24 protein-coding genes and 2 pseudogenes are annotated in these 24904 nt (G+C 58.4%); 11 read left to right on the top strand and 15 right to left on the bottom strand.

The genetic code is table 11. The features are described from left to right. Positions 1 to 522: 522 nt before the first annotated feature. Positions 523 to 849 (bottom strand): universal stress protein, encoded by a 327-nt coding sequence (locus V8686_RS07945; RefSeq protein ID WP_407344644.1) that lies wholly within the window; start codon positions 847 to 849, stop codon positions 523 to 525. Between the two features lie 255 nt (positions 850 to 1104). On the opposite strand from V8686_RS07945, the gene V8686_RS07940 reads away from it, so the two are divergent. From V8686_RS07940 to V8686_RS07925, 4 genes are all read left to right on the top strand, one after another. Then, positions 1105 to 1911, top strand: a complete 807-nt coding sequence (locus V8686_RS07940; protein ID WP_379703437.1) for an SDR family NAD(P)-dependent oxidoreductase — start codon at positions 1105 to 1107, stop codon at positions 1909 to 1911. A gap of 277 nt (positions 1912 to 2188) precedes the next feature. Next, on the top strand, positions 2189 to 3283 hold the full coding sequence (locus V8686_RS07935) for a TRAP transporter substrate-binding protein (RefSeq protein WP_379703436.1): 1095 nt from the start codon (positions 2189 to 2191) through the stop codon (positions 3281 to 3283). A gap of 90 nt (positions 3284 to 3373) precedes the next feature. Continuing rightward, positions 3374 to 3892 carry a TRAP transporter small permease gene (locus V8686_RS07930; protein WP_379703435.1) on the top strand — a complete coding sequence of 173 codons (519 nt, stop codon included), beginning with the start codon at positions 3374 to 3376 and terminating at the stop codon, positions 3890 to 3892. Beyond that, complete coding sequence (locus V8686_RS07925; protein WP_379703434.1) at positions 3885 to 5180, top strand: TRAP transporter large permease; 1296 nt, start codon at positions 3885 to 3887, stop codon at positions 5178 to 5180. Before V8686_RS07930 ends, V8686_RS07925 begins: the two co-directional genes overlap by 8 nt. A 231-nt stretch (positions 5181 to 5411) precedes the next feature. On the opposite strand, the gene V8686_RS07920 is transcribed toward V8686_RS07925, so the two are convergent. The 3 genes from V8686_RS07920 to V8686_RS07910 form a co-directional block, all read right to left on the bottom strand. Continuing rightward, positions 5412 to 6488 carry a mandelate racemase/muconate lactonizing enzyme family protein gene (locus V8686_RS07920; protein ID WP_379703433.1) on the bottom strand — a complete coding sequence of 359 codons (1077 nt, stop codon included), beginning with the start codon at positions 6486 to 6488 and terminating at the stop codon, positions 5412 to 5414. Positions 6489 to 6628: 140 nt separating this feature from the next. Next, complete coding sequence (locus V8686_RS07915) at positions 6629 to 6943, bottom strand: MOFRL family protein (RefSeq protein ID WP_379703432.1); 315 nt, start codon at positions 6941 to 6943, stop codon at positions 6629 to 6631. A gap of 43 nt (positions 6944 to 6986) precedes the next feature. Beyond that, positions 6987 to 7253 carry a hypothetical protein gene (locus V8686_RS07910; RefSeq protein ID WP_379703431.1) on the bottom strand — a complete coding sequence of 89 codons (267 nt, stop codon included), beginning with the start codon at positions 7251 to 7253 and terminating at the stop codon, positions 6987 to 6989. 409 nt (positions 7254 to 7662) lie between these two features. On the opposite strand from V8686_RS07910, the gene V8686_RS07905 reads away from it, so the two are divergent. Continuing rightward, positions 7663 to 8445: an IclR family transcriptional regulator gene (locus V8686_RS07905; protein ID WP_379703430.1), complete on the top strand. Its 783-nt coding sequence runs from the start codon at positions 7663 to 7665 to the stop codon at positions 8443 to 8445. A 778-nt stretch (positions 8446 to 9223) separates the two neighbouring features. On the opposite strand, the gene V8686_RS07900 is transcribed toward V8686_RS07905, so the two are convergent. The 4 genes from V8686_RS07900 to V8686_RS07885 all read right to left on the bottom strand — a co-directional run bounded on the left by V8686_RS07900 (position 9224) and on the right by V8686_RS07885 (position 14750). Next, entirely contained in the window at positions 9224 to 11179 is a 1956-nt protein-coding gene (locus V8686_RS07900) for an archaea-specific SMC-related protein (RefSeq protein WP_379703429.1), read from the bottom strand. 73 nt (positions 11180 to 11252) lie between these two features. Next, positions 11253 to 11870, bottom strand: a complete 618-nt coding sequence (gene rdfA, locus V8686_RS07895; RefSeq protein ID WP_379703428.1) for a rod-determining factor RdfA — start codon at positions 11868 to 11870, stop codon at positions 11253 to 11255. Positions 11871 to 12708: 838 nt separating this feature from the next. Next, a complete protein-coding gene (locus V8686_RS07890; protein WP_379703427.1) occupies positions 12709 to 14175 on the bottom strand; it encodes an MATE family efflux transporter in 1467 nt (488 codons plus the stop codon). Continuing rightward, the gene (locus V8686_RS07885) at positions 14175 to 14750 is read right to left on the bottom strand and encodes a TetR/AcrR family transcriptional regulator (RefSeq protein ID WP_379706500.1); all 576 of its coding nucleotides are present in this window, start codon (positions 14748 to 14750) and stop codon (positions 14175 to 14177) included. Before V8686_RS07885 ends, V8686_RS07890 begins: the two co-directional genes overlap by 1 nt. Positions 14751 to 14950: 200 nt before the next feature. Here V8686_RS07885 and V8686_RS07880 point away from each other — a divergent pair, with 200 nt between their 5' ends. The 3 genes and pseudogenes from V8686_RS07880 to V8686_RS07875 all read left to right on the top strand — a co-directional run. After that, positions 14951 to 15541 (top strand): TetR/AcrR family transcriptional regulator, encoded by a 591-nt coding sequence (locus V8686_RS07880; protein WP_379703426.1) that lies wholly within the window; start codon positions 14951 to 14953, stop codon positions 15539 to 15541. Between the two features lie 224 nt (positions 15542 to 15765). Beyond that, positions 15766 to 15906, top strand: coding sequence for a DUF7535 family protein (locus V8686_RS18455; protein WP_458329468.1), 141 nt, complete (start codon positions 15766 to 15768; stop codon positions 15904 to 15906). Between the two features lie 330 nt (positions 15907 to 16236). Continuing rightward, positions 16237 to 16612: pseudogene (locus V8686_RS07875) on the top strand (LLM class flavin-dependent oxidoreductase); the annotation flags it as partial. Positions 16613 to 16727: 115 nt separating this feature from the next. Here the strand turns inward: V8686_RS07875 and V8686_RS07870 are convergent. Both V8686_RS07870 and V8686_RS07865 read right to left on the bottom strand, forming a co-directional pair. After that, positions 16728 to 17138 (bottom strand): outer membrane protein assembly factor BamB family protein, encoded by a 411-nt coding sequence (locus V8686_RS07870; RefSeq protein WP_379703425.1) that lies wholly within the window; start codon positions 17136 to 17138, stop codon positions 16728 to 16730. Further along, positions 17126 to 17428, bottom strand: a complete 303-nt coding sequence (locus V8686_RS07865) for an outer membrane protein assembly factor BamB family protein (protein WP_379706497.1) — start codon at positions 17426 to 17428, stop codon at positions 17126 to 17128. Before V8686_RS07865 ends, V8686_RS07870 begins: the two co-directional genes overlap by 13 nt. A 687-nt stretch (positions 17429 to 18115) precedes the next feature. On the opposite strand from V8686_RS07865, the gene V8686_RS07860 reads away from it, so the two are divergent. Further along, entirely contained in the window at positions 18116 to 18610 is a 495-nt protein-coding gene (locus V8686_RS07860; protein ID WP_379703424.1) for a hypothetical protein, read from the top strand. 54 nt (positions 18611 to 18664) lie between these two features. On the opposite strand, the gene V8686_RS07855 is transcribed toward V8686_RS07860, so the two are convergent. The 5 genes from V8686_RS07855 to V8686_RS07835 form a co-directional block, all read right to left on the bottom strand. Next, positions 18665 to 19150 carry a hypothetical protein gene (locus V8686_RS07855; RefSeq protein ID WP_379703423.1) on the bottom strand — a complete coding sequence of 162 codons (486 nt, stop codon included), beginning with the start codon at positions 19148 to 19150 and terminating at the stop codon, positions 18665 to 18667. A 387-nt stretch (positions 19151 to 19537) separates the two neighbouring features. Beyond that, on the bottom strand, positions 19538 to 20119 hold the full coding sequence (locus tag V8686_RS07850; RefSeq protein ID WP_379703422.1) for a hypothetical protein: 582 nt from the start codon (positions 20117 to 20119) through the stop codon (positions 19538 to 19540). Then, a complete protein-coding gene (locus tag V8686_RS07845; protein WP_379703421.1) occupies positions 20116 to 20871 on the bottom strand; it encodes an ABC transporter ATP-binding protein in 756 nt (251 codons plus the stop codon). Before V8686_RS07845 ends, V8686_RS07850 begins: the two co-directional genes overlap by 4 nt. Next, complete coding sequence (locus V8686_RS07840) at positions 20868 to 21749, bottom strand: ABC transporter permease (protein ID WP_379703420.1); 882 nt, start codon at positions 21747 to 21749, stop codon at positions 20868 to 20870. Before V8686_RS07840 ends, V8686_RS07845 begins: the two co-directional genes overlap by 4 nt. A 65-nt stretch (positions 21750 to 21814) precedes the next feature. Then, a complete protein-coding gene (locus tag V8686_RS07835) occupies positions 21815 to 22651 on the bottom strand; it encodes a CPBP family glutamic-type intramembrane protease (RefSeq protein ID WP_379703419.1) in 837 nt (278 codons plus the stop codon). Between the two features lie 671 nt (positions 22652 to 23322). Here V8686_RS07835 and V8686_RS07830 point away from each other — a divergent pair. Together V8686_RS07830 and V8686_RS07825 are read left to right on the top strand one after the other, a co-directional pair. Then, positions 23323 to 24720 carry a DUF6498-containing protein gene (locus V8686_RS07830; protein ID WP_379703418.1) on the top strand — a complete coding sequence of 466 codons (1398 nt, stop codon included), beginning with the start codon at positions 23323 to 23325 and terminating at the stop codon, positions 24718 to 24720. Continuing rightward, a pseudogene (locus tag V8686_RS07825) lies at positions 24708 to 24806 on the top strand (IS5/IS1182 family transposase); the annotation flags it as partial. The gene V8686_RS07830 and the pseudogene V8686_RS07825, both read left to right, overlap by 13 nt. Positions 24807 to 24904 lie beyond the last annotated feature (98 nt).

Raw genomic sequence — 24904 nt, 5'->3', positions numbered from 1 at the left:
GTCCCAGAACCGGCAGACAGGCTTCAGCGTCCGCCCCGTGATTGGAAAGCGGAAGTAGGATGCCGTAGAACTCTTCTCACGTCGTGATCACGGCGCTTCCGCGACCGTCTCCACGTTGGTCACGATAGCAGCGACGAGAGGCGGACAGAGTGCAAGGAGTCGGAGTCGACTGTTTTCGACGAGAAGTGTCACGAAAACGGCAGTCAGCACGCTGGTTCTGACCGCTCTCAACGTTCGACCGTCTCCGCGGAAAGATCGGGGCGATGGAACGTGGAGGCACGTTCTCAGGAGAGACCCGTCGTCGGCCCGCGTCGCGCGCCGACATCCACCCCCAGAACTGTTTGCGAGCGGCAACTTTTTTCGAGGATCACTGCGCCGTTGATGACGCGCATGTCGTCGAGACGTGTGGAAACGCGTGGATCTTCCGGGATTCAGTCGTGTGATGCGGGAGACCGCTCACGACAGAATCGCGTCGCCCCCGGACTGCAAACAGTCGCTCTCGCCCCGACGACACCCGTCGTGTCAAGTCTCGGCCGGGTCCGGGGTGACCGTGACGGGGACCGTGGCGTTGAGGATGATCGACTGTACGTCACTTCCGAACAGGGCTTTCCCCGTCGGTGACCGTCGCCGGCCGGCGACGACGACGTGGTCGGCGTCTCGTTCGTCCACGAGGGAGTGGACGGTGTCTGCGAGGTTTCCCTCCGCGACGACCGCGTCGACGTTGATTCCGGCATCCTCCAAGACGTCTGTGGTGGCTCGGACGCTATCCGGAATCTCCTCGGTCTGTGCCGGGGATAGCGTCCCACCGACCTCGGATGTGAGCGTCTCGTCGACGTGTAGCATGGTCACTGAAACCTCGTCAGGCGCCATAGGCATCTCCATGATCACCTCTGCCTGTCGCCTGGCCCCTGCTTCGGCCCGACTGATCGGGAGTAGTATCTCGCACATATCCGAGGGGAGTTTTCCCATGTGTTTAGTCCTTGCGTCAGAACCACCCGACCTTCCGTTCGGTCGGCCATACTTCGTAGCCCGGACTCCCGTGGAGGCGGATCTACGGGCCCCGCTGCTCCGGTGAGACGTGGACGGAGTAGTAGAGAAAACGTTATGTGCTACCCGTCCAACCGGCGGCTTGTGCCGTTACAATACTCTCATCATCCGGTAACAGTCGCTGGGAAGACCGCCGTCGTCATCGGTGGGACGAGCGGGATCGGTCGTGCCATCGCCCTCGGGTTCGCGGAGGAAGGCGCCGACGTGGTCGCAACGTCCCGCACACCCGAGAAGGTGGAGCGAACCGCCGAGGAGCTCCGTGAGCGGGGCGCGGAGACCCTCGAGATCACCTGTGACGTCACCGAACGAAACTCGGTCGAGCAACTCCGCGACGAGACGTTCGAGTCGCTTGGCCACGTCGATATCCTCGTCAACTCACCGAGTTACATCGCTAGGACGACCGTCGAGGGCGCGACCGAGACGGAATGGACCGACGTCTTCGACGTCCAGCTACGCGGGACCTTCCGGGCGACGCAACTGTTCGCTAGGCGCATGGACAGCGGATCGATTCTCAACATCTCGTCAGCGTCGACCGTCTCGGCGATTCCCAACCTCGCAGCCTACTCCACGGCGAAAGGTGGTATCGACGCCTTCACACGCGTAGCCGCCGAGGAATTCGGTCCGGAGATCCGTGTCAACGCTATCCGCCCGGGGTTCGTGGTGACGGAACAGACGAAGGGTACCTACACCGAGGGTGAACCGCGTTACGAGACGATCAAGACCCGGACGACGAATGAGCGGCTCGCGAAACCGGAAGAGATGACCGGCGCTGCCGTCTACCTCGCCAGCGATGCCGCCTCGTATACGACCGGCGAGATCGTCACCGTCGACGACGGGTTCCTGAGTGCTACCTTCGAGGAGTGAGCGGTCCTCCCGTTTCGCCCCGTCTCGGTGCTGACGTCTGTCGAAACGTGCGGCCCCCGCTGAGCGGCAGACGAGACACTCGCCGGCGCGGAGAGGCCTCCGAAACACTCGGCTCGCGCTCACGGAGCGTAGGCGGGCGCTCGGTACCACTGACTCTCGAGTAGGTTGCTGGATCCGGAGACCGCTGGAAAACGGTAGGCCATGTAGCCTCCCGGACGGACGTGTCGGTCTCCGATTCCGAAGAGCTTTTTTACATCTATTATGATGGAGCAAGGTGATGCGATCTAACGATCGACCAATCGGTACCGACGGATCACCAGAGAAGACGACGAGCCGGCGCCGCATTCTCGCCGGACTCGGTGCGATGGGCGTTGCCGGGCTTGCTGGATGTAGCGGCGGCGGCGACGGCGGCGACGGCGGCGACGGTGGCGACGGCACGACGACCGGAACCAGCGAAAGCGGTGGAGAAAGCTACAGTATGACCATTGGTAGTACCTACGAACCGGAACACATCCTGGTTCGCGCTGCCAAACGGTTCAAAGAGAACATCGAAGAGGAGACCAGCGGCCGCATCTCCGTCCAGATCACGCCCGGTGGCTCTCTCGGCTCCGAGGAAGACATCATCCAAGCCGTCCAGAGCGACTCCATCGAGGGACAGGTCGGCGGTGGTATTCCGGTGTCGATGTACGCACCGAACTACTACTTCGTCGACACGCCGTTTATTATCCAGGACTGGGAGCACTTCCAGCGCGTCTGGGAGAGCGACGCGTTCCAGCCGGCCCTCGAGAAGATCAGCGAGGAGGGGAACCAGCGTAACCTCGGCCTCATTTACCGTGGGATCCGACATTACACGTCGAACAAGCCCGTCAAGTCTCCCGACGACGTGCAAGGGCAGAACCTCCGTCTCCCGCAGCTCGACGACTGGGTCAAAATTTGGGAGAACATCGGTCCGAGCCCGACGCCCGTCGCGCTCGACGAACTCTACTCTGCGCTCCAACAGGGGGTCGTCGACGCCTCCGAGGGTCCGGCCCAACAGGTCTCCAGTTTCAGCCTCTCCGAGGTCCAGAGCCACTACAGTCTCACCTCGCACATGGTCCAGACCGGTGGGATGTACGTGAACGAGAACTTCCTCAGCGAGCTCTCGGACAGCGACGAGGAACTCGTCGAGACCGTCGCCGCCGACGCGACGGAGTGGGCGAGCCAGAAAGCCATCGACGAGGAAGAGAGCCTCATCGAAGAGCTCAGCGAGAACGGCATGACCATCGTTCGCGACGTCGACACCGAGGCGTTCCGCGAAGCCGGTCTCCCCGCCGTCAAGGAACTCTTCGAGAACAAGTACGCGGCGTCCTGGGAAGAGATCCGGGACGCATGATGGCGACGGGAACCGAGAGCCAGCCACACGAGCCATACAACGATGCCCCCGAGCACAATTGAGGACGAGGAACACTCGATCGCCGACGAGGTGACGTTCGTCTCGAAGCGGCCGGATTCCCGTCTCTCGCGCCTGCTCGATTACATCGGGGTCGGCCTCTTCCTCCTGTTGCTCGTTCTGGGAACTCTCCAGGTGTTCGTCCGTTTTATCGCGTCGCCGTACTTCGGGTATAACATCGCCTGGACCGGTGAAGCAGCGCGCTTCGTACTCATCTACACGACGATGCTCGGGTCACTGATTGCGGCCAAAGACAACGACCACATCCGGATCGAGGTCATCGTCGACCGCGTTCCGGGACGCCTGCAGAAGGCCTTCGGGTTCGTCGTCCACGTCGCTGCACTTCTCTTCTTGGCCTTCGCAGCCTACGGCTCGTACCTAGCGACCCTCGCCAACCTGAACGTCTCACCGGGGGCAGTTCCCTATATCTCGACCGGCCACGTGTACGCTGCACTCGTCGTCGGGTTCGTCGGTATGGCTGCCTACGAGCTGCGGTGGCTCGTCGTCGACCTCGGGTTCGGGGACGATCCCAAGGAGGATATCGATGAGTGACCTGCTCCTCATAGGGGCGTTCATCGCGACGCTGTTCGTCTACTTCCTGATCGGGATCCCGGTCGCGTACGCGCTCGGGCTCTCCTCACTGACGATCATGGTTCTCCCGATCGGGCCGTCGCTGAACTTCGCCGTCATCGGCTCGCGGTTCTTCTCCGGGATAAACAGCTTCGTGCTCCTGGCCATCCCGTTCTTCATGCTGGCTGGCCGGCTACTGAACGAGGGCGGGGCGACTGAACCCCTGTTCGACTTCGCCAGAGCGATCGTCGGCGACGTGCGCGCGGCGACGGGGCACGTCAACATCGTCGCGAGCATGATCTTCTCGGGCATGACGGGCGTCGCCGTCGCCGACGCGGCGGGCCTCGGCACTATCGAGTACAAGTCGATGAAATCGGAGGGGTACGACGACGGTTTTAGCGTCGCGATCACCGGATCGTCGTCGATTATCGGCCCGATCATTCCTCCGAGTCTCCCGCTTATCATCTACGGGATCCTCGCGGGCGTCTCCATCGGCCAGCTGTTTATCGCCGGTATCGTCCCGGGGCTACTCATCGGCCTCAGCCTGATGGTCATCGTCGCTCTCTACGCCCGCCGGTACAACTACCCCGGGGGCGAGAGCCGGAACGTCTCGCGGCTCGTGGAGACGTTCCTGACCGCCGCACCGGCGTTGCTCACGCCGATCATCATCATCGGTGGGATCATGTTCGGCATCTTCACGCCAACCGAGTCGGCCATCGTGGCGTCGTTGTACGGGTTGCTCATCGGCCACTTCTGGTACGAAGGTCTGAGCCTGGCAAAGACGTACTACATCCTCCGTTCGACGGTCATCGACACCGCAGCGATCGTGTTGATCGTCGCCACCGCGAACCTGTACGGCTACCTGCTCATCGTCGCCGGAATCCCTCAGCAATTTGCGCTCGCGGTCACCGGGTTCAGTTCGGACCCGCTCGTGATCACACTCATCCTGGTCGGACTGTTGCTCCTGATCGGGACGATGCTTGAGACGATCGCCGCACTGACGGTGTTCGTGCCGGTCCTGTTGCCGGTCGTCGAGGCCGCCGGTATCGATCCCGTCTACTTCGGCATCGTGATGGTGTTCACCCTCATGATCGGGCTTCTCACGCCGCCGTTCGGGATCATCCTGTTCGTTCTCGAACGGATCACCGACGTGAGCGTCGAAAAGATCGTCAGGGCGATGGGACCGTTCTACGTCCCACTGTTCCTAAGCCTGCTCGTCATCGTGTTCTTCCCGAAACTGGTGATGGTGCTGCCGCGGATGTTCCTCTAGCCGACCTCTCTTTTTCCGCGTCCTGCCGTGTGTCGGTACTCAGTCCCGATTCGAGCCTGTGGCGTCGGTTTCGCCGTCAGCCTGCGGCCGGTTCACTGGGACGTGCCAGAACCAGCGGGGATTCCTGATCGATGAATGAGGATCCGACCGTTCTCACAGGCGATAGGATTTCACCGGCTCACGATGCTGTCTGGAGACGACTCGAACAGATAGAGCAGTTAACCCTTCGACCTACTCCTTGTCGTACTGTGCCAGACCGTCGAAGGCGATTCCGAGGCCAGGGTCCGACGGCGGGACGAACCCGCCGTCCTCGAGTTCGAGCGGGGACTCGACGACCTTGTTGAGGACGGTCGAGTGATGCTCGATGTAGGGGACGTTGTCGAACGGCGCGACTAAGTGCACGTGCACCGGTTCGACGTAGTGCGGCGAGACCGGCGTGTTCCACAGGTCGGCCGTCTCCGCGACGGTGATCCAGGGGGTGATGCCACCGACGCGGCTGACGTCGGGCTGGAGGAAGTCGGCGGCGCCCTCGGCCAACACCTGCTTGAACTGAGTGGTGTTGTAGACGTTCTCACCGAGCGCGATGGGGACGTCGACCTTCTTCCGGAGGTCGGCGTAGGCGGCGTAGTCGCCCTTCTGGAGGGGTTCCTCCAGCCAGGTAATCCCGACGTCGAGTTCGTTTGCGAAGCGCCGGGCCTCCGCGACGGTGAACGAGCAGTTGGCGTCGATCATGAGTTCGACGTCGTCGGGGAGTTCCTCCCGTACGGCGCGGATGCGGTCGGCGTCCTCTACGGGGCCGCGACCGATCTTCATCTTCATGCCGGCGAATCCCTCCTCGCCGATTCGGCGGGCGTTTTCGCGGAGTCGGTCCTTGCTGAACTGGATCCAGCCGCCGTTGGTCTCGTAGGCGGGGACGTGCTTCTGCGCGCCGCCGAGCAGGTCGTACAGCGGCCGGCCGGTCTCCTTCCCCTTGGCGTCCCACAGCGCCGTGTCGACGGCGGCGATGGCGAATTCGCTGATCCCTTCGCGGCCGACGAACGTCGTCTCGGCGCGTAGGTCATGATACACTTGGCGGGGCGCGACATCGGTGCCCTCCAAGTGGGGGACAAGCACGTCGTCGAGGAACTGTTTCGTGGCACGGCCGCCGCGACCGATGGTGTACGTAAATCCGATCCCGGTCGCTCCTTCGGACGTCTCGATGATAGCGGTGACGAGTTCGAGTTCGTTGAAGGTCTGGGTCGCATCCTCGAGCGCTTCCTCGTTGGGAATGCCGTACAGCCCGGTTTCGACGCTGGTGATGGTAGACATCTGTGGTATCGCTCGCGTTGGATCCGACATTTCTGTGGTCGCCGATAAGTGTTTTCATCGCCGGTTCGTCGGGGATTCAGGTCCTCTCCTCGTCAGTCTCGGTCACGACCACAACGTAGAGACCGCGACGTTCGTGTTCGTCAGGGTCGTCCGGACGACACCGCAGCGATCCGCGAGGTAAGTCGTCGCGCCGTTGTTCGCGAGCACTTCCCGAGCCCACGGTGCTCTGCGACCATCTTGGCAACGACGATGCCGCTGGCTGCGTCGGACTTGCCGTCGGTGTCGTCCGTATCGAGGCTGGCCAGTGTGACACGCTCGCTCTCGAGCTCCAGCGTCCTGTGAAGCGCAAACACTTGGTTGGGGCCGCCAGTGCTGTCTCTCGTACTCTGAACGGTGTTTCGCCCCCGCCGACGAGCACTGCGGGTGGCTCGACCGAGCGACCAGTCGGGGCACAAGAATGGGCCTCCCGGCGAACGCGGTGCCGACCTCCGTTGCGAGTCACTGGGAACGCGCGCCGAGGACGAGTGGGGTGAACCTCGCGTCGTGGGCCATCTCCGCGGTGGCGTGGAGAACCGTTTCGTTGTTCCCGACGAGCGTCGTCGACACCGAGTCGAAGCAGTCGTCGGGAAGCGATGTCCTGGACCGGAGCGCGACGGTGGGCAACAGGAGATCCGACTCCGTTCCGGGCGACAGCGTTCCAGCGCGCGGGATCAGGACAAAGCGGCCGAAGGCGGCGAACGTGCCGCTGATCCGGAAGGTATGCATCTCGCACTTCCAGACGCTGAGTCCCAGCCGACGAGGACCACGGCGGCCGGCGACGCAGAGGACATCCCGGATAGGACAGATCAACCCGTGTATGGAAGAAGATATAGCCGAGGGCGACGACGCATGCGAGCAGACCGGCGGGAGCAGAACACACCCGAATCCGCGGACATCAGGGATTCGACACCAGAACCGAGGTCCTCGAGCGTGGATATAGCTGACCCCATGGGTTCGAATTGTACGCACATCGTATATTTTCTGCAGATAAGCAAAGAATAAACTAACAACCGGATTTTACATGTGTGAGTGACCGAAAGTAGATCCGATCAGGGTGTCCAATAATCTTGAACAACAATCCGTTCCGTGACTGGGTCAAACAAAGTATATGTGCTGTTAACAGGATAGACAGAATATGACCTCAAATCCCCCGTCGGATTCCGGACGAAATCGCATACAGGCGGTCGACAACGCCTTCGAAATTATCCTCGCACTCCGGGAGAAAGAGTGGACAGGCGTTTCGGAACTCGCCAACGAACTCGAACTCCCAAAGAGCACCGTCCACGTCTATCTCAGTACTCTCCACGACATTGGATTCCTCACTAAAAAGGAGGGTAAGTATCGGCTCAGTCTTCGCTTTCTCGAACTGGGTGGCAACATCAGGCAGCAGATCGACATATTCCGAACCGCCCGCCATCAGATCGACGAGCTCTCGAACAGGACGGGCGAAGTCGCGAATCTAGGCGTTGAGGAGAACGGTTGGCGAGTTCTACTCTACTCTGCGGAACCTCCAGAAGGTCTCTTCGACAACGCACCGACCGGCGAGTTCAAACCGATGCACTGGACTGCACTGGGAAAAGCGCTACTCGCTCAATGTTCGGACGAGAGGATCGAGGAAATCGTCGAACGTGAGGGGTTGCCCGCGGCTACTGATCACACTATCACCGACCCTAACCGCCTGTTTGAAGAAATCGAGCGGATTCGAGAACGGGGATATTCAATCGAAGACGAGGAACACCACGAGAGCATCAAGGCGATCGGAGTACCGGTCAAACACGTGAGCGATCCGCCACTGCGGACCGCTGTCTCCATCTCGGGACCGAAGAGTCGGATCGGTGAAGGCGACAAGGTCGAAGACCTTCTTCAAGAGATTCAAAGTACGGTTAACGTCATCGAACTTGAATACGAGTACTACTGAGAGTCCAACATTAATGAATAATTCTCGGGGGAGAAAACCGGATTTCGTACAGTTCTAAGCGCAGGAGCCTACGAGTCGGTAGCGCTCTGGAGATCGGTTCAAATGTCAGAAAGAGATTGCACTGCCGAGATAGAAGCATGGATCGGTTCCTCGATTAAGAGCAATGATGCTATTGACTGGCTATCGAAGAGTTGAAACGAGTCTCTGTTACGGCCCCCGAGGCAGTAATAGACTTACAAGGATATAGTTGTAATGGATATGTTTGCTGTCGAGGTTCGGAAAATCTGGCAGCGTTCAATATTTCTGGATGTGGGTGTGTTTGATTTTATCACGAGCTATTTTCCGCCACACTGGCGTTTTCGAAATCCCACAGATAGTGGACAGAAATCTTCTACCGTCTATTTTCGACTGAATAGCCGAAACCGGTCGCAATACGAGATCGCATGACTGCAAGAGGATTTCAACAAGGCTTTTTATCCGCAGCGTGGTCACGGTGTGACAAAGCCGTTGAATCGTTGCTAACCGAGACCTGATACCCACTACAAATCACGCTATAAAACGACTACTTATCAAGATGTAATCCAACCAGACCAGATTTCAGACTGAACAATCCTATAGTCGGCTCCAACCTATCTGAAAATAGATGTGATTGTTGGATAGGATATTTGGACTGTGATTCCCGCTTATTTTTATTTCCCCTCTCCCACTAGGAATTACAAACATATGGTTGTAATTCTCTTGTGGGGCGATCAAATTTCGATTATGCCGAAAGAGGACGTCAGTTGATCTGCTTGACGTAGTTGTAGTCGCCAGAGGGAGCGCGGGCGTCTTCGGGAAGCAACGCGACTACGAGGTAGTCTGCATACTCGTGGAAATAATCGACGAGTTTCGCGATCCGGTCAGAGTCAATTGCCTCTAGTGAGTCCAAAAGCATGAACGGTACTTTTTCGTAGACATCGTGAACAAGGTAACCTGCAAGCGCGAATACCAGCCCCGTTACTTCGCGTTCGCTCTCGCTCAGATGCGAGAACTCGTCCTCGTACGTGACCCCGTCGTCGGAACTCCGGATAACATGTAGAGTGAACTCGGACTTTGTGACCTTTCGGCGTCCCTCACGAACCTCACGTTCTGTGCGCTCAACCCAGATACGGTCGATATTCGCGTACTCAAGAATGTTGAGGACGGTGTCCATATGATCGTTGAACTCATCGACCGCCTGCTGTTCGACCTGTTCCACGCGTGTCCGAAGATCCGCTAACTCTCGTTGAATCTCGCTTTTCCGTTCCTCTAGTTCGTCAATCCGGTCGACTCGTGATTCAATGTCTTCGATTTCTTCTTCAACGTTAGTACGTTCAGTCTCCAATCGCTCAAGTTGGACCTCAAGTCGATTGACTTCACGGTGGACCTCCAGAACCTCCGACTGGTTCTCCCGTTCGAGTTCCTCGATTTCCGCGTTCAGGGCGTCGACCTCGCTAGTCAGCTCTTCACGTTCGCTCTCAAGATCTTCTATTCGCGTCTTTCGCTCGTCTATCTCGGCGCGAACCTCGCCAAGGCGTTCCTCGACACGCTCTCGTTCCTCGCGGTTGGATTGGATACTATCTCGGCGAGATTTGAGTTCGTCAATCCGCGATTTGATGCCGTTCTGTTCGCTGTATTTCGACTGTCGGAGTTCTCGGAGCTGATCAAGCGTGTCCTCAATGGCCTCCCTCTTTACCTCCGTACCGCACGTCCAGCAGACCACTGTCTCCTCCGAATCGAGAAGTTGGTCGGTGACGTCACTCTCCGTCGAACGTGATTCATCGCGGAGGGCAACAGCGATATCCTCGCTCGCACCTTCCAGCATCTCTTCGTTGAACTGGATAACGTTCTGGAGCTTGCTTATTTCACTGTTGAGCGCCTGTTTACGGTTCCGAAGCGACCGGAGATCCGACTCGATCGTTTCAAGATCGACGTGGTCGTCACCACCGAATTCGGCCTGCTTGGCTTCGAGTGATTCACGCTCCTCTTCGAGTGTTTCGAGGCTCTTCTGCTGAGTTTCGAGCTGGAATTCGGCTCGATCGAGTTCGGACTCCTTCTGCCGGAGTTCCTCCATCTTGTCGTCGAGTGCGGAGCGCTGTTCGCGCGCTTCGGCCGCTTCAGTAGCCTTTGAATCGAGAATATCCCGTTTTTCGTCGAGGTCCAATTGGGTGTCTTCGATGTCGGACTCGAGTCGTGTCCGTTTTTTTTCGAGGCTGGGAAGCTTCGATTTCAGGTTCTGTAGTTCTTCGATCTGCTTCTCTACGTCTCGTTGCTCGGCCTTCTTCGACTTTATATTCGCTTGTATTGCCGCCGTGTCGACAGGACCCATGATGATTTCGCGGAGGTCACCTTCGAGAGCGACCGTTCGTCGTGCCTCGTTCGACTCCAAGAGAAATGCGAAGAGATCTGCAAGTTCCGGGTCGTCAAGGAAGGGTTCCCCACCGAAATGGACGTTTCCATTCTGTCGCGTGAGTGTCCGCGTGTAAACGTTGTCGCCGAGCTCTAACCGTACCGAGCCTTCATCTGCGTCGCCCTTGAGCGAGGATTGTTCACTTCCGAGAGCAGCCATAATAGCTTGTAGGAACGAGGTTCGGTGAGTTGCGTTCCGGCCGACGAGTAACGTTACGCCCGGATCGAATTGCACGGAAGTCCGTTTGATGCCACCAATATTCTCCGCTGTGAGCTTGATCGGTGTTGTTTGCTCAATTGATCCCATTAAGGACACGTAGGCACCCACGTTCTAAAATTTTGTCCATTATGAATGAAATTACAACCATGAGTCAGCGAGCCTAGTTCGTGCAGTCACACCCCCTCTGTGCCAGTAGAGACGAAAGTGGATACTGTCTATTGCACTGGTGGCAGTACACTTGAATATTCACTGAGATTTCTGGATCGACGACCTCAAGATCGCCATCGGCTACCAGTGAATCAATTGAATTATTAGCTACGGCCTCGGTGCGGCTGCGAAGTCGATTAATTCGTTCAGAATGTTTTTCGATAGGATCCCGATTCTCTTGGTCCTGTTTCGAAACATCTAGAACGTCCGTCAGATATGTGTATATTGCTTGGTGCGTAACGAAGTCATCCTCCACTGATTCAACGTCAATGCCCTCACGTTCGAGCTGGTTCCGCTTGGCGGTCCGCATTCCTGAACTAACTTCCTCTTCAGTTAGTAGCCGATACGTATTTTCTACCTCACCATCTAGAGGTTCGAGGTTGGCAGATTCCATTGCTTTTCGAAGAATGGCAACGTTGAGTTCATCAGCTAGGTCGCGTAAGCTCTGTGCGTCACGTCCTTCTCCGAGCCAACGATCCGGTAGTTCCGCGTGGAATTCCTGTAGGTCGTACTTCGAAATGATTTTTCCAACTTTGTAACGTTCGTTTGGATCGAATGCTGTATCAGTCATACCTGATGAATTGGAGACTCACATATACGCGTTACGGGAGTCGATCGAGTTAGTTAGCGGACGTGACAAACCTATTCTGGATGTCTGTGATATCATTCGGCCGCCTCGGTATAGTACGAATCCCTCGTATAGGAGTGTGAATATAGCTCTCAGGCAACAAATTTTGAATACATGAAAATATAAATATAAAATAATAGTAAATTAACCGATGGTAGTAGGAAAGTGGAATCAGGCGAAGCTCACGGAGACATCATGATCGATCCGTCTCGATAGTAGGTGAAGATCAGTTCATACGACGGGAGAGTAAGTAATAGCGGCTAATTGGCTACAAGATAGCGTCAATTCTGAACGAGCGAAAGACCCATCACAGTATTCTAACAATAATAAAGATATTCAGTGAATTATCCCCAATAGATCCCTATATTGACACAATAATATCGGATTTCTTGTCTATATTTCTATGTGAGTTATCGATCGTCCCCAAACGAAGAACGGTGTCAATTCCGGATTCATTACTATAAAATAAAATTGATATCGAACATATTCTATGAATAGTAAAATATCGTATATTAAATCTCGGTGGATAATACACAGCTACAAGCTTCAGTTAGCGTTCGATCGCCGCGACAGCCGGAAGGATGGGATCGGAACCCCACCGATTGGACCGTGAGTCGTGTACGTCCACCACTAACCGCCCGTACCACCTACCGGGGAGTTAGGTACCACCTACCGGGGAGTTAGTACAGTATTTCGCGGACGAGAGAGTCCGACTTCGTCTGCGTCGCTGGGCACCTACTTTAGCCGACGGTCGATCTGCGACGGATGGATCGGATCCGAATCAGTCGGAACCAGCTGCCTCAACGCTCGTTTCGTTGAGATCGACTCTTGCTTCGGTCAGGTCACTCTCGTGCCACGTTCCCCGGCGGTACCACGCGTAAGCGATGAGCGCTCCAGTAACGTTCGAGATGGCGAACGACAGCCAGATGCCGGGTTCCCCGAGCGGATCGGCAGCGACCCACGCAATCGGGAAGCGGATGACACCGAGCATCAACACGGAGATGGCCGCGGCAGTGAGCGTCTTACCGGCACCTCGGAAACTCCCCGTGTAGGCCCGCGTGATGCCGATGAACCCGAAAGTCAGCGCAACGTACCGGATGAACTGGGCGGTGATCCCGACGACCTCGGGGTTCGTCGTGAACAGATCGGCGATCGGTTCAGCGGTCACCCAGACGAGGATGCCCGCGACAGTCAGCACGCCGAACAGCACCGTCGCTGCGAGGTTCGCTGCGTGTTCTGCCCGGTCCGGTTTGTCGGCCCCCATGTTCTGGCCAGTCATCGTTTCCACACCGCGAGCGACGGCGATAGCCGGCAGGAAGATAACCGAGAACACGCGCGTCCCGATCCCGTAGGCGGCGACCACCGTGTCCGGAAAGAGCGCAACGATGACCAACAGCAGGTTCATCGACAGCGCCCGCCCCGTACCCTCGATCGATGCTGGCAGGCCGATGCGGACAAGCCGCCGGAGGTACGAGAGATCCGGCACCATGTCCCGGAGATGGATCTGGACTCCACGGTTCCCCCGAAACATGATCGCAAGCCCGACGAAGAGGGCAAGGGCACGCGAGAACACGGTCGCGATGGCAGCACCCTGGATCCCCAGTTCAGGAAAGGAGAGCGTGCCGACGAGCGGTGCGTTTTCGACGACTGTCCACCCGAAGATGAGAAACGGATCGATGATGATGTTGAGCACAACCGAGCCGAACATGACAAGCATCGGCGTGATCGTATCGCCGTACCCTCGCATGAGCGCGACGAAGACGAAGAAGCCGAACATGAACAGCAGGCCCAGCGAGATGACTTCCATGTAGCTAGTCGCCATCGGCAGAACGTCCTGCGACGCACCCAACAGGGCGAGAAACGTATCGACGCCGAAGTAGCCCACGATGCCGAGAATCACTGACACAATAATGGCGAATGTTACCGTTTGCGAGGCGGCGTACTCGGCTTCGCGGTCCTCGTTCGCACCAGTAAACTGGGCGACGAGCACGCTGCCAGCGACGGAGATACCCATCCCGAGTGAGATGAGCAGGAACACCATCGGGAACGCAAAGCTGATCGCCGCCAGTGCGTCTGTGCTATACTGGCCGAGCCAGAACGTGTCCGCGAGGTTGTAGGCGGTCTGGAAGAGGTTCGTTACGACGATCGGCATCGACAGGAAAAACAGAGGCTTCCCGATACTACCCGATGTCAGGTCGAACTCTTCAGGGCCCTTGAACAGGGAGGAAATGCGACTTCGAACCTCCATTAGTGGGCCACCTCCGATTGTTCGGGTGCGAGCAGATCTCTCTCGGCGTACCGCGTAATCGCCTCGTACAGCTGCTCATATGAATACTCCATGGCGACTCGCCGCGTATGGGCACCCGTGATGGCCGTCACGAGGAAGTCAGCAGCGGGGGCCGGTTCTACCGTTGTGTCGAAGTCGTCGCTCTCGACGCCAGCTGCGATGACGTCTCGTAGCCGTTCGAAGAGTATCTCATCGAAGTTGGAGAGTTGCGTCTGGATGGCGTCGCTGTACGGCGCTTGCGCCTTCACTTCGAGTAGGGCGATTCGGATCTCTTGACCGGGCGCGGCTTCCTCGTCAGTGAGGACCGTCTCGAGGAGCGCATAGAGTTGTTCACGCGGTGTCCCCCCGTCGGCGGACGGAAGCCGCGCAGTGTATCGTTCGTACAGAACTTTGAGAAATTCGATGAAGAGGTTCTCTTTGGTGTCGTAGTAGTAATGAATGGATGCCTTACTCCGGTCTGCCTCGTCCGCGATGTCTTCGAGAGTGAGGTCGGCGTACCCGTGCTGGCAGAGCGCCCAGTACGTCGCCTCAAGAATTTCAGTGGCTGTATCATCGTGGCTGCTACACTAACTTACTAACTAATTAGTCAAAAAGCCTTCGAGAGGAACGTTAGTCCATCACATGTTGTTGTTAGGGACTTTCTCCGGAATTCGCACTAACTAATCAATCAGTTATCCCTCTGGGTTCGTCGCGTGAGTCACAATCGTTATCCAACCATAGGTCAAACCAATTTCTAATGGCCGAACCAACGGACCGGACCTTCTCGGGACCTGACGAGGCGATCATGGAGGCAACGTACCAGGCCCTTCGCAAACACGGGTACGCCGATCTCACGATACAGCGGATTGCGGACGAATACGGAAAATCCACGGCTGCAGTACACTACTATTACGACACGAAGGATGAACTCCTCGCGGCCTTTCTCGATTATCTCCTAGAACGATTCGTCGATTCGATACACGACGTTGAGACGACCGATCCGGAGGAGCGATTGGAATTGCTGCTCGATGAACTTCTCGTCAAGCCCCAGGAGAACCCCGATCTCTCGGTTGCACTGTTGGAAATGCGGAGTCAGGCTCCGTACAAGGACGCGTTCAGTAAGCGCTTCGAGCAGAACGACGAGTATATCCGGTATATGCTCAAAGCAGTCGTCAATCACGGGATCGACGAAGGCGTGTTCAATGACGTCGATGCCGATCATATAACTCGCTCACTGATGACTATCGTCGACGGGGGCCGGACACGGGCAGTGGTGTTAGACGATCTCGAATCACTCGAAACAGCCCGGCAAACGGCGAGTGAGTACGTCGATGCGATGTTGCGGTAGACGGTGTCAGACTGGCGGTTGGAACTGACTTTCCTAGAGATACTGGATCTCACCTGCATTTTCCTGGTAGTATGGTGGACGTACGTCCGAATACTGGTCGAACCGGCTCGTTCGCCGTCGGCCTTGCTAATCATATATTTAGTTGTGAGATCACCTTCAAGCACGAATATTCACGCATAGAGGAAAGCTCCCTCCATAAATACTTATTAAACGGTTAGTTTTTGGTGAAAGAGAAGATAGTGGTCTGTGTGACGAGATCGGTAAATCGCTCCCGAACGGACCAGTCAAACACACAAATGAGTGTACTTGGATATCTAATCGCTGCTCCGGTAGTTATCATGATTCTGCCCGTTCTCCCGCACTAGAGCTCCTCTGGATCGGAGACAAACTCTCGTCGGAATGAACTATCTATGCGGGTGCGGCCTGCCAGTCGACGTATCTCACGTCTGATTGAGTCAATCGGTTTGAAGGGTCCCTATTGGGCAAGATAAATAGAGTGAGGAGGAGTATCTCTGACACTAGCTAATTGCTTGATAAGTCGGGAAAAGGTTTTCAATTAGAGCGCTTTCTAAGCCGTATACCGGGAAATATTGGTGGTCACTCTTAGAGACGTCTCGTAGAAGGAACATCAAAACCGCATCGAAAGGGGGATAGACTAACCAAACAGTTAACTCGCAGCGTCGTCGTGCTCGAGTATGGATCTCTCCGTCGTCGACCTGTCGCCCGTGCCAAACGACGGGACGGCGAGTACTGGTACGCCAACACCGTCGAGGCCGCCAAACAGGCTGAGCAGCCCGGCTACTCACGGCTCTGGGTGCCGAGCACCACGGCATGGCAGACTCCATCGCAGGGGTGGCTCCCGGGGTGTTGCTCGGACATCTCGCCGCCGAGACGGACTCGATCCGACTCGGGTCGGGGGCAATATTACTCAACCACTACAGCCCATTCAAAGTCGCCGAACAGTTCGGCGTCCTCGGTGCACTCGCTCCGGATCGTATCGACGCGGGGCTCGGACGGGCGAACGGATCGCCCGCTGCAGACCGCGTGCGATTTCTGGAAGCCCCGAGACACTCGCCGGGCTCTTGGAGCAACTTACTGAGCGTGTCGGCGTCGACGAGGTGATGATCCAACACACCGTCTCGAATCACGAGGACGCTCCGTTCGCATGAATTGCTCGCCGATGGAGTCATATAGACATGACAACGACCGAAGAAACGAGTGGAGAGGCGGAGAAATCCGATATAATGGCCGATAGCATCCTCGTTGCGACCGCCGGTCGGGATCGAACGGCGATCTCGTCACCCCCCAGCGTCGTGCGCCAGCGTTCGTCCCCCGTGATCCGATCGAGCGCGGCCACGATTCCTGCGTGACTTCCAGCGAAGACGCTCTCTTCCGTCACTGCGACCGAATTGACGTACTCGTCGAGGTACGACTGCCATGCGACCTCGCGTGCATCGAGGCCGAACGCAACGACAGGTCCGGTCGTCGTTCCACCGTATACGTACGTCCCACGACCGGTCAAGTAGCCGTATATCGCGGACGTCTCGCTAGAAATACGATACGAAGTCTGACCCGTCGAAGCGTCTAGGGCGTGCAACACCGCACCTTCGGTATATCCGTCTTCATCGTTCGTTCGGTGACGATGAGCACCTTCGTTCCCTGCGTGTCGACGTCGAGAAGCAACGGCTCACCTGTCACGTTGGACAATCGGCGAGTCCATAGCTCGCGCCCCGAATCGAACCCGAGACAGTACACTGCACCTTTGGTAGCGACGTACACCCGCCCATCACGAATCGTCGGAGCCCCGCCGCCGATCCCTACTTGCCACCGGCGTTCGCCGCTGCGGGCGTCAAGCGCGCGAAGCCCTTGTGAGGTCGCTGACAGCACCGTTCCGTCTACGACTGCGACCTCAGACTGACGATGTGCGACTTCGGTCCCGAGCACCAGCGACGAGAAATCGGTGCTCGTGGTCGGGATTCGTCCGTGTCGTAGCCGGTTCGTGCTGGTGCGACACCACTCGTATGGTGGTTTCCGATCGGAGGCTGTGTCCGCTGGTCCGTCTCGGTTGCTGTGACTCCGACAGTTTCGGACTGGTCTTCGGGCGTCCCTGCGGCAACCCTGCTCGAGGAAACTGTCGCACCGAACAGGGAGAGCAACTGTCGTCGGGAGTGGAGGGCTGGCACAGAAGTGAGTGATATACCGCCATCAAAAGTGATGCCGGTCTCGCTTGCTGTTGGTCTGTGAGATCTCCGTTGACTGGATGGCTGGAATGCGAAGTCGATGGAACGTGAATCGATAGACTACGACGAACGTTATAGTCATCCAATCTTTGATAGGTGGATCACCTCAATGTCGACTATGCAGATAGAATTCGATGGAACCACCGCCCGCAATTGGCTACGAGCGATCTATCGCTACCTGTTCGCCCTGTTTGGCTGGGTATACAGCGGTTGCTCGTGGGTAGCGGGGCAGACCAGAAACATAACTCGGAAGGTGCGACGCTGGGCTGGCTCAGTAACGAGCACTCTGTCTGACTCCTTCAGCGCTGTTTTCGGGGCCGAGAGAACGAGACGTGTGCTGGAACGCGTGACGAATGGTCTCCTCGGGATTCGCCAGGAGATCTCGGTCGTGGCCTTCCTGAGCGCACCGTTCCTCGCCTTTGGAACCGAGTGGTGGGTCGTGACCAGCTCCAGTTACCGCCATATCGAGTCGATGGCAGTCGGTACGTGGACGGGAGCGAATCCGGAACCGCTCGTCTTCGTAGGCGTCGCCGCAATCGTTGCTGTTGCTACTCTGTTCACGGTCTTCAATTCAGGATTGATCCCAGCCACCGTCCTCGCGATGGCGCCGACGTTCGGTATCGGATTCGCGCGCTATGGACTCACGACCGAGTACTATGGCACAGTCGGAATCCCCGACGCGACAGCCATCGGTCTGATGGTTGCTGTGGTGATCGGTCTCCCACTGGGAGTGATGGGCTTCTTGATAGGCTCCGTACTTCGACGAATCAGGGGGGACTTCGAGGACCAGTCGGGAGCTGGCGAGGCGTCGATGCAGGCCTGGCCCTGAACAGGAACCCGATACACGCCGGAGAACTGCGGAAGACGTAACGAACGCTTCTGCTCACCAGCGTGGGTACCAGACCGCGCGCCTTGGCGTGTTGGTGGTGCCACAGGTCATCGTCGAACAGCCCCGACTTTCGCCACCTGAAGCGTCCATTTGCGGTGTAACTGAACTGTTTTTCGACGGTGTCGGTGGTGATGACGGCACGCTGGCACCGTCGGCGTGTCTCATTGCGCGAACGCGATCCCAGCGATCGAACCCGCCGACGTCGTTCACGCCGCGGATGCGCGAGATGCTGACCGGCTGTGTGTCCTCCGTGAATCGTTCTGAGTGCTCCGAACTGTTCTGCCGAAGCGTGCATTCCGGTCCAGTAGTCACGAGAGCGTCGTCGAGTTCCCAGAGCAGATCGTCCGGGAGGTCGACACCGACGAACAGGTGGGTGTCGATACGGTCGCCGCTCGGGGTGGCAGCGACGACGGACGTTTCCGGACCCCAACTGTTGCGGGCGAAGCCGTACGAACGGCCATCGGCCGCGCACGCCTCCATCAGGGCTGCCTGTGCGTCGGCTCCAACGACTGCCGTGGCAGTCTCAGCCTGAAGAAGAGTCGGTGATGGAATCGACGCTCGCATCGGCCGGATAGACCGCAACGTCGGCATTCGATGGATTGGCGGTTCTGTCGAGGCTCTCGGCTCGTGGCAGGGTGACTCCTTCAGCAGCGAATACGGTGCGGTTTGCAAGCTCAGATGGAGCGTTCCCATTCGTCGATGAGTCGTCTATCCATCCAGAACAGCCAGCAGACGTGCCAGCAGTTCCGGCGGCCATAGTCGCGAGGAGGGCGCGACGCGATAGCGGGGGCATTCGACTGCGAAAGTCGAGTAGACGACACGAAAGCGTTCGGCTTTCGGAGCAGGCCCCGTATCGAAGTGCCCCTCCTACATCGGCAATCGTCGTTTTTCTTCGATACTGAGACGGATCTGGGACTCGAGCGTTTCCCAGTCGTCATCCCTCGAATACCGTGAGGCTCGTCCATCGAACTTCTCCACGATGTAGTGCGTCCCCGCGCTTGGGAGGTCGTCGCCGTGAAGTTCATATCGTCTGCTGATACTCTCACCGGAATTGAGCGGTCGGGTTATCGGCGTCCCATCCAACGACATCGACGACCCGCCACGGTCGACTTCTACGCGGGTGGATGCCTCGTACGATGGGGAGTACAGCGTCGTCTTCCACGTGTCTTCACCGGGTGTCGGCGACGGAGCGAGTGCGAGGACGCCGAATGGCCAGACGCCGTAGCTCCGGATTCGAATCGGGTCGTCGACCGTGTTCTCCAGCGTGAGCGTGAGTGCGGCCGGATGTTCGACCGTCGCGCCAGCGACTGCGATGCGTACTGACAGCGAGAGCGAGTCCGGAGACGTCTCCGTAGCCGTGTTGGTAATTCGATATTCGGTATCACCGAGACATCCGGAGAGACCAGCGACGGACAGCGTACTCGCCGTCAAGAACGTTCGGCGCTTCATCGCGGCTCACCCCCGTCGTCGACACGAGCGTCAGTGAGTTCGACGAACACGTCTTCCATCGTCGCGTCCTCGGGAGATGCAGTCCGATTTCGGAGTTCATCGAGCGTTCCCTCGGCAACGAACTGCCCCTCGTGGAGGACACCGATCCGGTCACAGACCAGTTCGACCTGCCCGAGAACGTGACTGGAAAAGAACACCGTTGCACCACGCTGGGTCTCCTCGTGGACGATTTCCCGCACTCGCCGGACGCCGTGTGGGTCGAGGCCGCTGAACGGTTCGTCCAGGATGAGTAGTTCGGGGTCGCCGACGAGCGCCATCGCGAGCGCCAACCGTTGCTCCATTCCACTGGAGAACTCGCCCGCATCGTCGTCGACGGCATCTCCGAGTCCAACGCGTTCGAGGAGTGCTGCCGGATCGTCGTCGACGCGTTTCGTCTCTGCGACGAACGCGACGTGCTGACGGGCGGATCGGTCCTCGTAGAGACCGAATCGATCCGGAAGCACCCCGACCCGGTCGTGAACCTCGACGATGTCACGTCGTGGATCGCGACCGAGGACGCGAACCGTTCCTGCAGTCGGTCGCAGATAATCGAGCAACAGTCCGATCGTCGTCGATTTGCCCGCACCGTTCGGGCCGAGAAATCCGTACGTTTCGCCGCGCTCGACTGTCAGATCGAGGCTATCGACGGCGCGAACGTCGCCGTACTCCTTGGTCACCGCGTTGGCTTCGATTGCGGGCTCTGACGAACTCATACTGCGTCACCTCTGGTGAAGACACGGCGAGCGAGAGCTACCGGCACCACCACCCAGACGAGGAGGACGACCAGACTCAGTGCGGGATGGAGGTACCATGGACCGCCGCCGTCGAATGCCGCCTCAACGACGAAGGCGTTCACAGAGACACCTGGAGCGAGTTTGGTGTAGACGATGTGGAACAGTTCCGTCGAGTTGCCGACGTCAAGAAACCAGTTCGTCAGGACGTTATACGCGCCATCGGGGGTCAGTCTGAGCGCGAGAAAAAGCGGCCCACTCGCCGGCGCATCGTATGGGTCGACCGGAATGCCGGTGACGGCCGTATAGAGCGACGTGACGATCTGACTCCAGAACAGCGTCACGAGAAAGTACGCGAATACCCCTGTCGCGGCGGTCACGGTTCGTCGGGTGACCGTCGAGACGAACACGCCGACGGCGACCATCGCGCTGGTGAGTAACAGCGTCACGACGAGCGTTCCGAGGAAGGGAAGCAGACCGAACGTGCCGTGTTCGACGAGGCCGATTCCTGCCAGAACGAGCGTTGCCGCGACGATCGCCGTCCCGATGCCCACGAATCGCCCAGTCGTCTTCCCGAAGAGGATCTGCGTCCGCGTCAGTGGCAACCCGAGGAGGAATTTGATGCTACCAGTGGTTCGTTCACCGATGAGTGACTGATACGACAGGAGGAGGGCACCGATCGGAAGGAACAGGTCGACGCCGATCTGGATGTATCCGATGGTGATATTTCGTCCGACCGCGTCCCACCCGGCGTAGGTCGGTCGGAACCCCCAAAGGACGACGAGGAGAGCGAGTATCCACGCTCCCTTGGAGGTGAGGACTGTCCGGTATTCGCTGCGTGCAAGCGGGGACCACCGCATGGCTGGAGAGACAGCAAGCCGTCACAAAAGCTCTGCTCTTGTCTGCGGTGTCCGCTTTCGTCCTGTCAATCGCTCGCTTGTGAGGCCTCCTGCCGTGCCGGAGTGACGGAGATTCCGGCGGATTCAGTCAGGGACACGATCACGAGCACGAAAAGGACGATTGCAGCGTACTCGACGAGACCTACGAGGAAGTGTAGATTCGACGGGATCTGAATCGTCAGGAGGAACGGTGGCTGGTTCATCGTCGCGTGGAAGAGGGCGACGAGCCAGAGATTCCTCGTCACTGCGTACACAAGCCCGTAGGCGAGGCCCGCAAGGGTCAGCCCGAGGAGATGACCGGCCAGTGCGGGGCCGATTCCGTGATTCGACATGAGAAACCACCTTGGTAAATGGAAGAAGGCAAACAGGAATGCTCCAACCGCGACGCCGATAGCGACCGCACGTCGGACATTCCCCTCCGTGAGTGCGACTGCTTTCGACTGGAGATATGCGCGAAACACGAGTTCCTCTGGAATGGCAGTGAAGACGAGGGAGCTCCCGAGTGCTGCCAGATACGGCAAGGGGTGGGCAACAACCCTTGACGAGGCGATGTCGAATCCGGTGACTCCGGAGAGGGCGAGACCGTACGCAACGAGATTGTAGAGCGCCCAGAACGTGATGAGAACGCCCAACACTGGCACGAGAGACCGAGTGGACGGGAGGTGTGTGCGAGGGGAGACGCCCTCGACTGTGAGTGCGGCGAGTCCGACTAGGATGAGGAACACGCCCCACGCCATTCCCAGAATGGGTGACGGAGACTCACCTGTCGAGATGAGCGTGAGTCCAGATAGCACACCGAGTATCAAGAGGTACGTTACGACGGGGACCAGATGCCCGCTCTCGAACACGGGCGAGTCGCTCACAACACGCGACATTCGGGTGGATTTCAAATAGTCCGGTTAAACTATCTTCTATTCATCAGTTCCCTCCCTCAATCCTCCGGTGTCGAGAGCTGCTGTCGACGGGGACGATCGTAGCTATTCGATCGGGGATGCGGTTGCTTCAATTCTGGATACAGGGAGGAAGTCAATCACGACCTGTTCAGAGAGAATCAAGGGACGCCAATCTTATTGATTCTCCGACTGAACGTGGAGATATGAACTCTGCTGTACTAACGGCTATTTCCATTTTTGCAGCTCTTTTCCTCGGATTTACCGTCTCCTTTGTCGTTAGCCCCGACCCAACAGGTATTCTCCCAGTCGTTCTGACTGGTGTATTGATTCCTGCCCTTTACTTGGGAATCCAGCGGCTATTCGATCCAAACGAGCGTTCGACGTGACTGATACACCCTCCGTATTCAGCACGCCAGTTCTATCTGCTGTGTTGAATAGCGATCTTAGTTACCGATTTTACCGGTTTAGAAGGGTGATACCGAGGGATCGAACATGCCATGGAAATCGACACCCTCGGCTTCATTGAGCAGTCCACGACAACTCCTTTGATTTAGTCCCCTACCTCCCTGATGTATGGCGATTAAACACGGGTGTCGGCCTCACCCAACAACTTTTATTCACTACTTATAGATGATGAATCGATGGAGCCACCATCAAACGATTCGTCTGCCGTGTTTCTGGTGGCAGTCGCGGCGAACGTCGTCCCGCTGGTCGGCGTGTTCCACCTCGGGTGGAGCGCACAGATGTTCGCGGTCGTCTACGCGATGGAACTGGTCGTCGCTGTCCCGTTCGCCGGGTTGAAGGCATTGTTCGCGCGCCGCCCGCCGAACTACGACCAGCTGGAGCGCCCACAGGAGGGTAACCCGCTCAAACCCGACGAGTGGGGCGGGGTCTCCGTCGGACCGAGCGACCTCAACCGCCGGCGTGGGAGCGTCACGGTCGTCGACTCGCTCCCGCCGATCTACCCCCGGAACTTCCCGTTCGTCTTGCGAGCGTTCGGGGCTGCCGTGGCGCTCGTCGGGATGTTCCTCTTCGTACTGAGCCGTTTCATCGACGTGGCGGCGACGCTCGCCGATCCGATTGTGGCGGCCAGCGCCGTCTCCCTGATCGTCTCTCAAGTCGGCGTCATCAACCGCGAGTACTTCCGGAAGCGGCGCTATGAGACGAGCACCCCCCGGGACGTGATCGGAAGCGCGAAGAACGAGGCCGGGGTAGCCGTGGTGGTGCTCTGGTTCGCGGCCGCCGGTGGTCCGACCGGCGCGCTGGTCGCGTTCGTCACGGTGAAGCTATTCGCGGAGTGGCGGGGCTACCGCGGCGGGCGGGCGTTCGACCCCGACGAGGCGGCGGGGACGCTCCCGCCCGTGGCGGCTCCGGACGCGGCGCCGACGGCCGAGATCAGTCCGGACCGGCGCGCCGTCCTCGCTGCCGCGCTCTGGCGGGGCGCGACGTCCGCGGTCGGCGGCGGCCCGGCGTACCTCCTCGCGTGGGTTGGGCTCACCGGCGGATCTACAGGGTTGGTCGCTGCCACAGTGGTCTGTTTCGGCCTCCTGCCGGCTGGCATCGGCGGGCTGAAGGCCGTCGAGTACGCTCTCACTCACGGTACGCTGGCGTACCAGCGCCGCGACGACGCGGTAGTCGCGTACGACGACCTCACCGGGACGGTCCAATGGGCGACCCCCGTCGATGGCCTCCGGGACGCCGAGCTGGGCGAGGGAGAGCTCCTCGACCGCGCCTGCGACACCCGAACGTTCTCGCTTACGCCGTCCTCGGGGGAGTACGAACTCAGCCTCGCGCACCTCCGGGAGTATGGCCGGGCCGTCGAGGCGTTCGATCTTCCGGTCGAGACGACGGCGTTCGGCCCACTCGACCGACGCGTGGTCGGGGTGGCGGCCGCAGTCGGTGCTTGTGGCATCGCCGTCGTGGCTGGTCTCGCCTACTACGCCCCCTCCGTCGCGGCGGTCACCGCCGGGTTCGGCGGCCCGTTCGGCGTCGTCGCTCTCAGATCGGCGTGGCGGTGGGCGCTCCCGGCGACGCCGTGAGAGCGCTCGGCTGGTATCGGCAGTTCTATGAGATCTTTTTGATGTTTGCCCTCATCAACATAGAATCGCTGCGAGAATCGCTGTAACCGTAACTCAGCATCTATTCAACACCGTAATTCTGTCAGGTTCCAAGGATTCCAACAGAGCCACTGAACCATAACGTTACATCTCCTGGACATATGTA

The organism is Haloplanus litoreus (genome assembly GCF_045690335.1).
Lineage (GTDB): Archaea > Halobacteriota > Halobacteria > Halobacteriales > Haloferacaceae > Haloplanus > Haloplanus litoreus.
The sequence above is the reverse complement of the archived record's forward strand: the minus strand, read 5'-3'. Positions and strand labels throughout refer to the sequence as shown.

Excerpts from the sequence above, each read along its gene's own strand:
- V8686_RS07940 (WP_379703437.1), top strand. The coding sequence starts at position 1,105 with ATGTGCTACCCGTCCAACCGGCGGCTTGTGCCGTTACAATACTCTCAT.
- V8686_RS07935 (WP_379703436.1), top strand. The coding sequence starts at position 2,189 with ATGCGATCTAACGATCGACCAATCGGTACCGACGGATCACCAGAGAAG.
- V8686_RS07925 (WP_379703434.1), top strand. The coding sequence starts at position 3,885 with ATGAGTGACCTGCTCCTCATAGGGGCGTTCATCGCGACGCTGTTCGTC.
- V8686_RS07920 (WP_379703433.1), bottom strand. The coding sequence starts at position 6,488 with ATGTCTACCATCACCAGCGTCGAAACCGGGCTGTACGGCATTCCCAAC.
- V8686_RS07910 (WP_379703431.1), bottom strand. The coding sequence starts at position 7,253 with ATGCATACCTTCCGGATCAGCGGCACGTTCGCCGCCTTCGGCCGCTTT.
- V8686_RS07905 (WP_379703430.1), top strand. The coding sequence starts at position 7,663 with ATGACCTCAAATCCCCCGTCGGATTCCGGACGAAATCGCATACAGGCG.
- V8686_RS07900 (WP_379703429.1), bottom strand. The coding sequence starts at position 11,179 with ATGGGATCAATTGAGCAAACAACACCGATCAAGCTCACAGCGGAGAAT.
- rdfA (WP_379703428.1), bottom strand. The coding sequence starts at position 11,870 with ATGACTGATACAGCATTCGATCCAAACGAACGTTACAAAGTTGGAAAA.
- V8686_RS07890 (WP_379703427.1), bottom strand. The coding sequence starts at position 14,175 with ATGGAGGTTCGAAGTCGCATTTCCTCCCTGTTCAAGGGCCCTGAAGAG.
- V8686_RS07880 (WP_379703426.1), top strand. The coding sequence starts at position 14,951 with ATGGCCGAACCAACGGACCGGACCTTCTCGGGACCTGACGAGGCGATC.
- V8686_RS07855 (WP_379703423.1), bottom strand. The coding sequence starts at position 19,150 with ATGGAGGCGTGCGCGGCCGATGGCCGTTCGTACGGCTTCGCCCGCAAC.
- V8686_RS07850 (WP_379703422.1), bottom strand. The coding sequence starts at position 20,119 with ATGAAGCGCCGAACGTTCTTGACGGCGAGTACGCTGTCCGTCGCTGGT.
- V8686_RS07845 (WP_379703421.1), bottom strand. The coding sequence starts at position 20,871 with ATGAGTTCGTCAGAGCCCGCAATCGAAGCCAACGCGGTGACCAAGGAG.
- V8686_RS07840 (WP_379703420.1), bottom strand. The coding sequence starts at position 21,749 with ATGCGGTGGTCCCCGCTTGCACGCAGCGAATACCGGACAGTCCTCACC.
- V8686_RS07830 (WP_379703418.1), top strand. The coding sequence starts at position 23,323 with ATGGAGCCACCATCAAACGATTCGTCTGCCGTGTTTCTGGTGGCAGTC.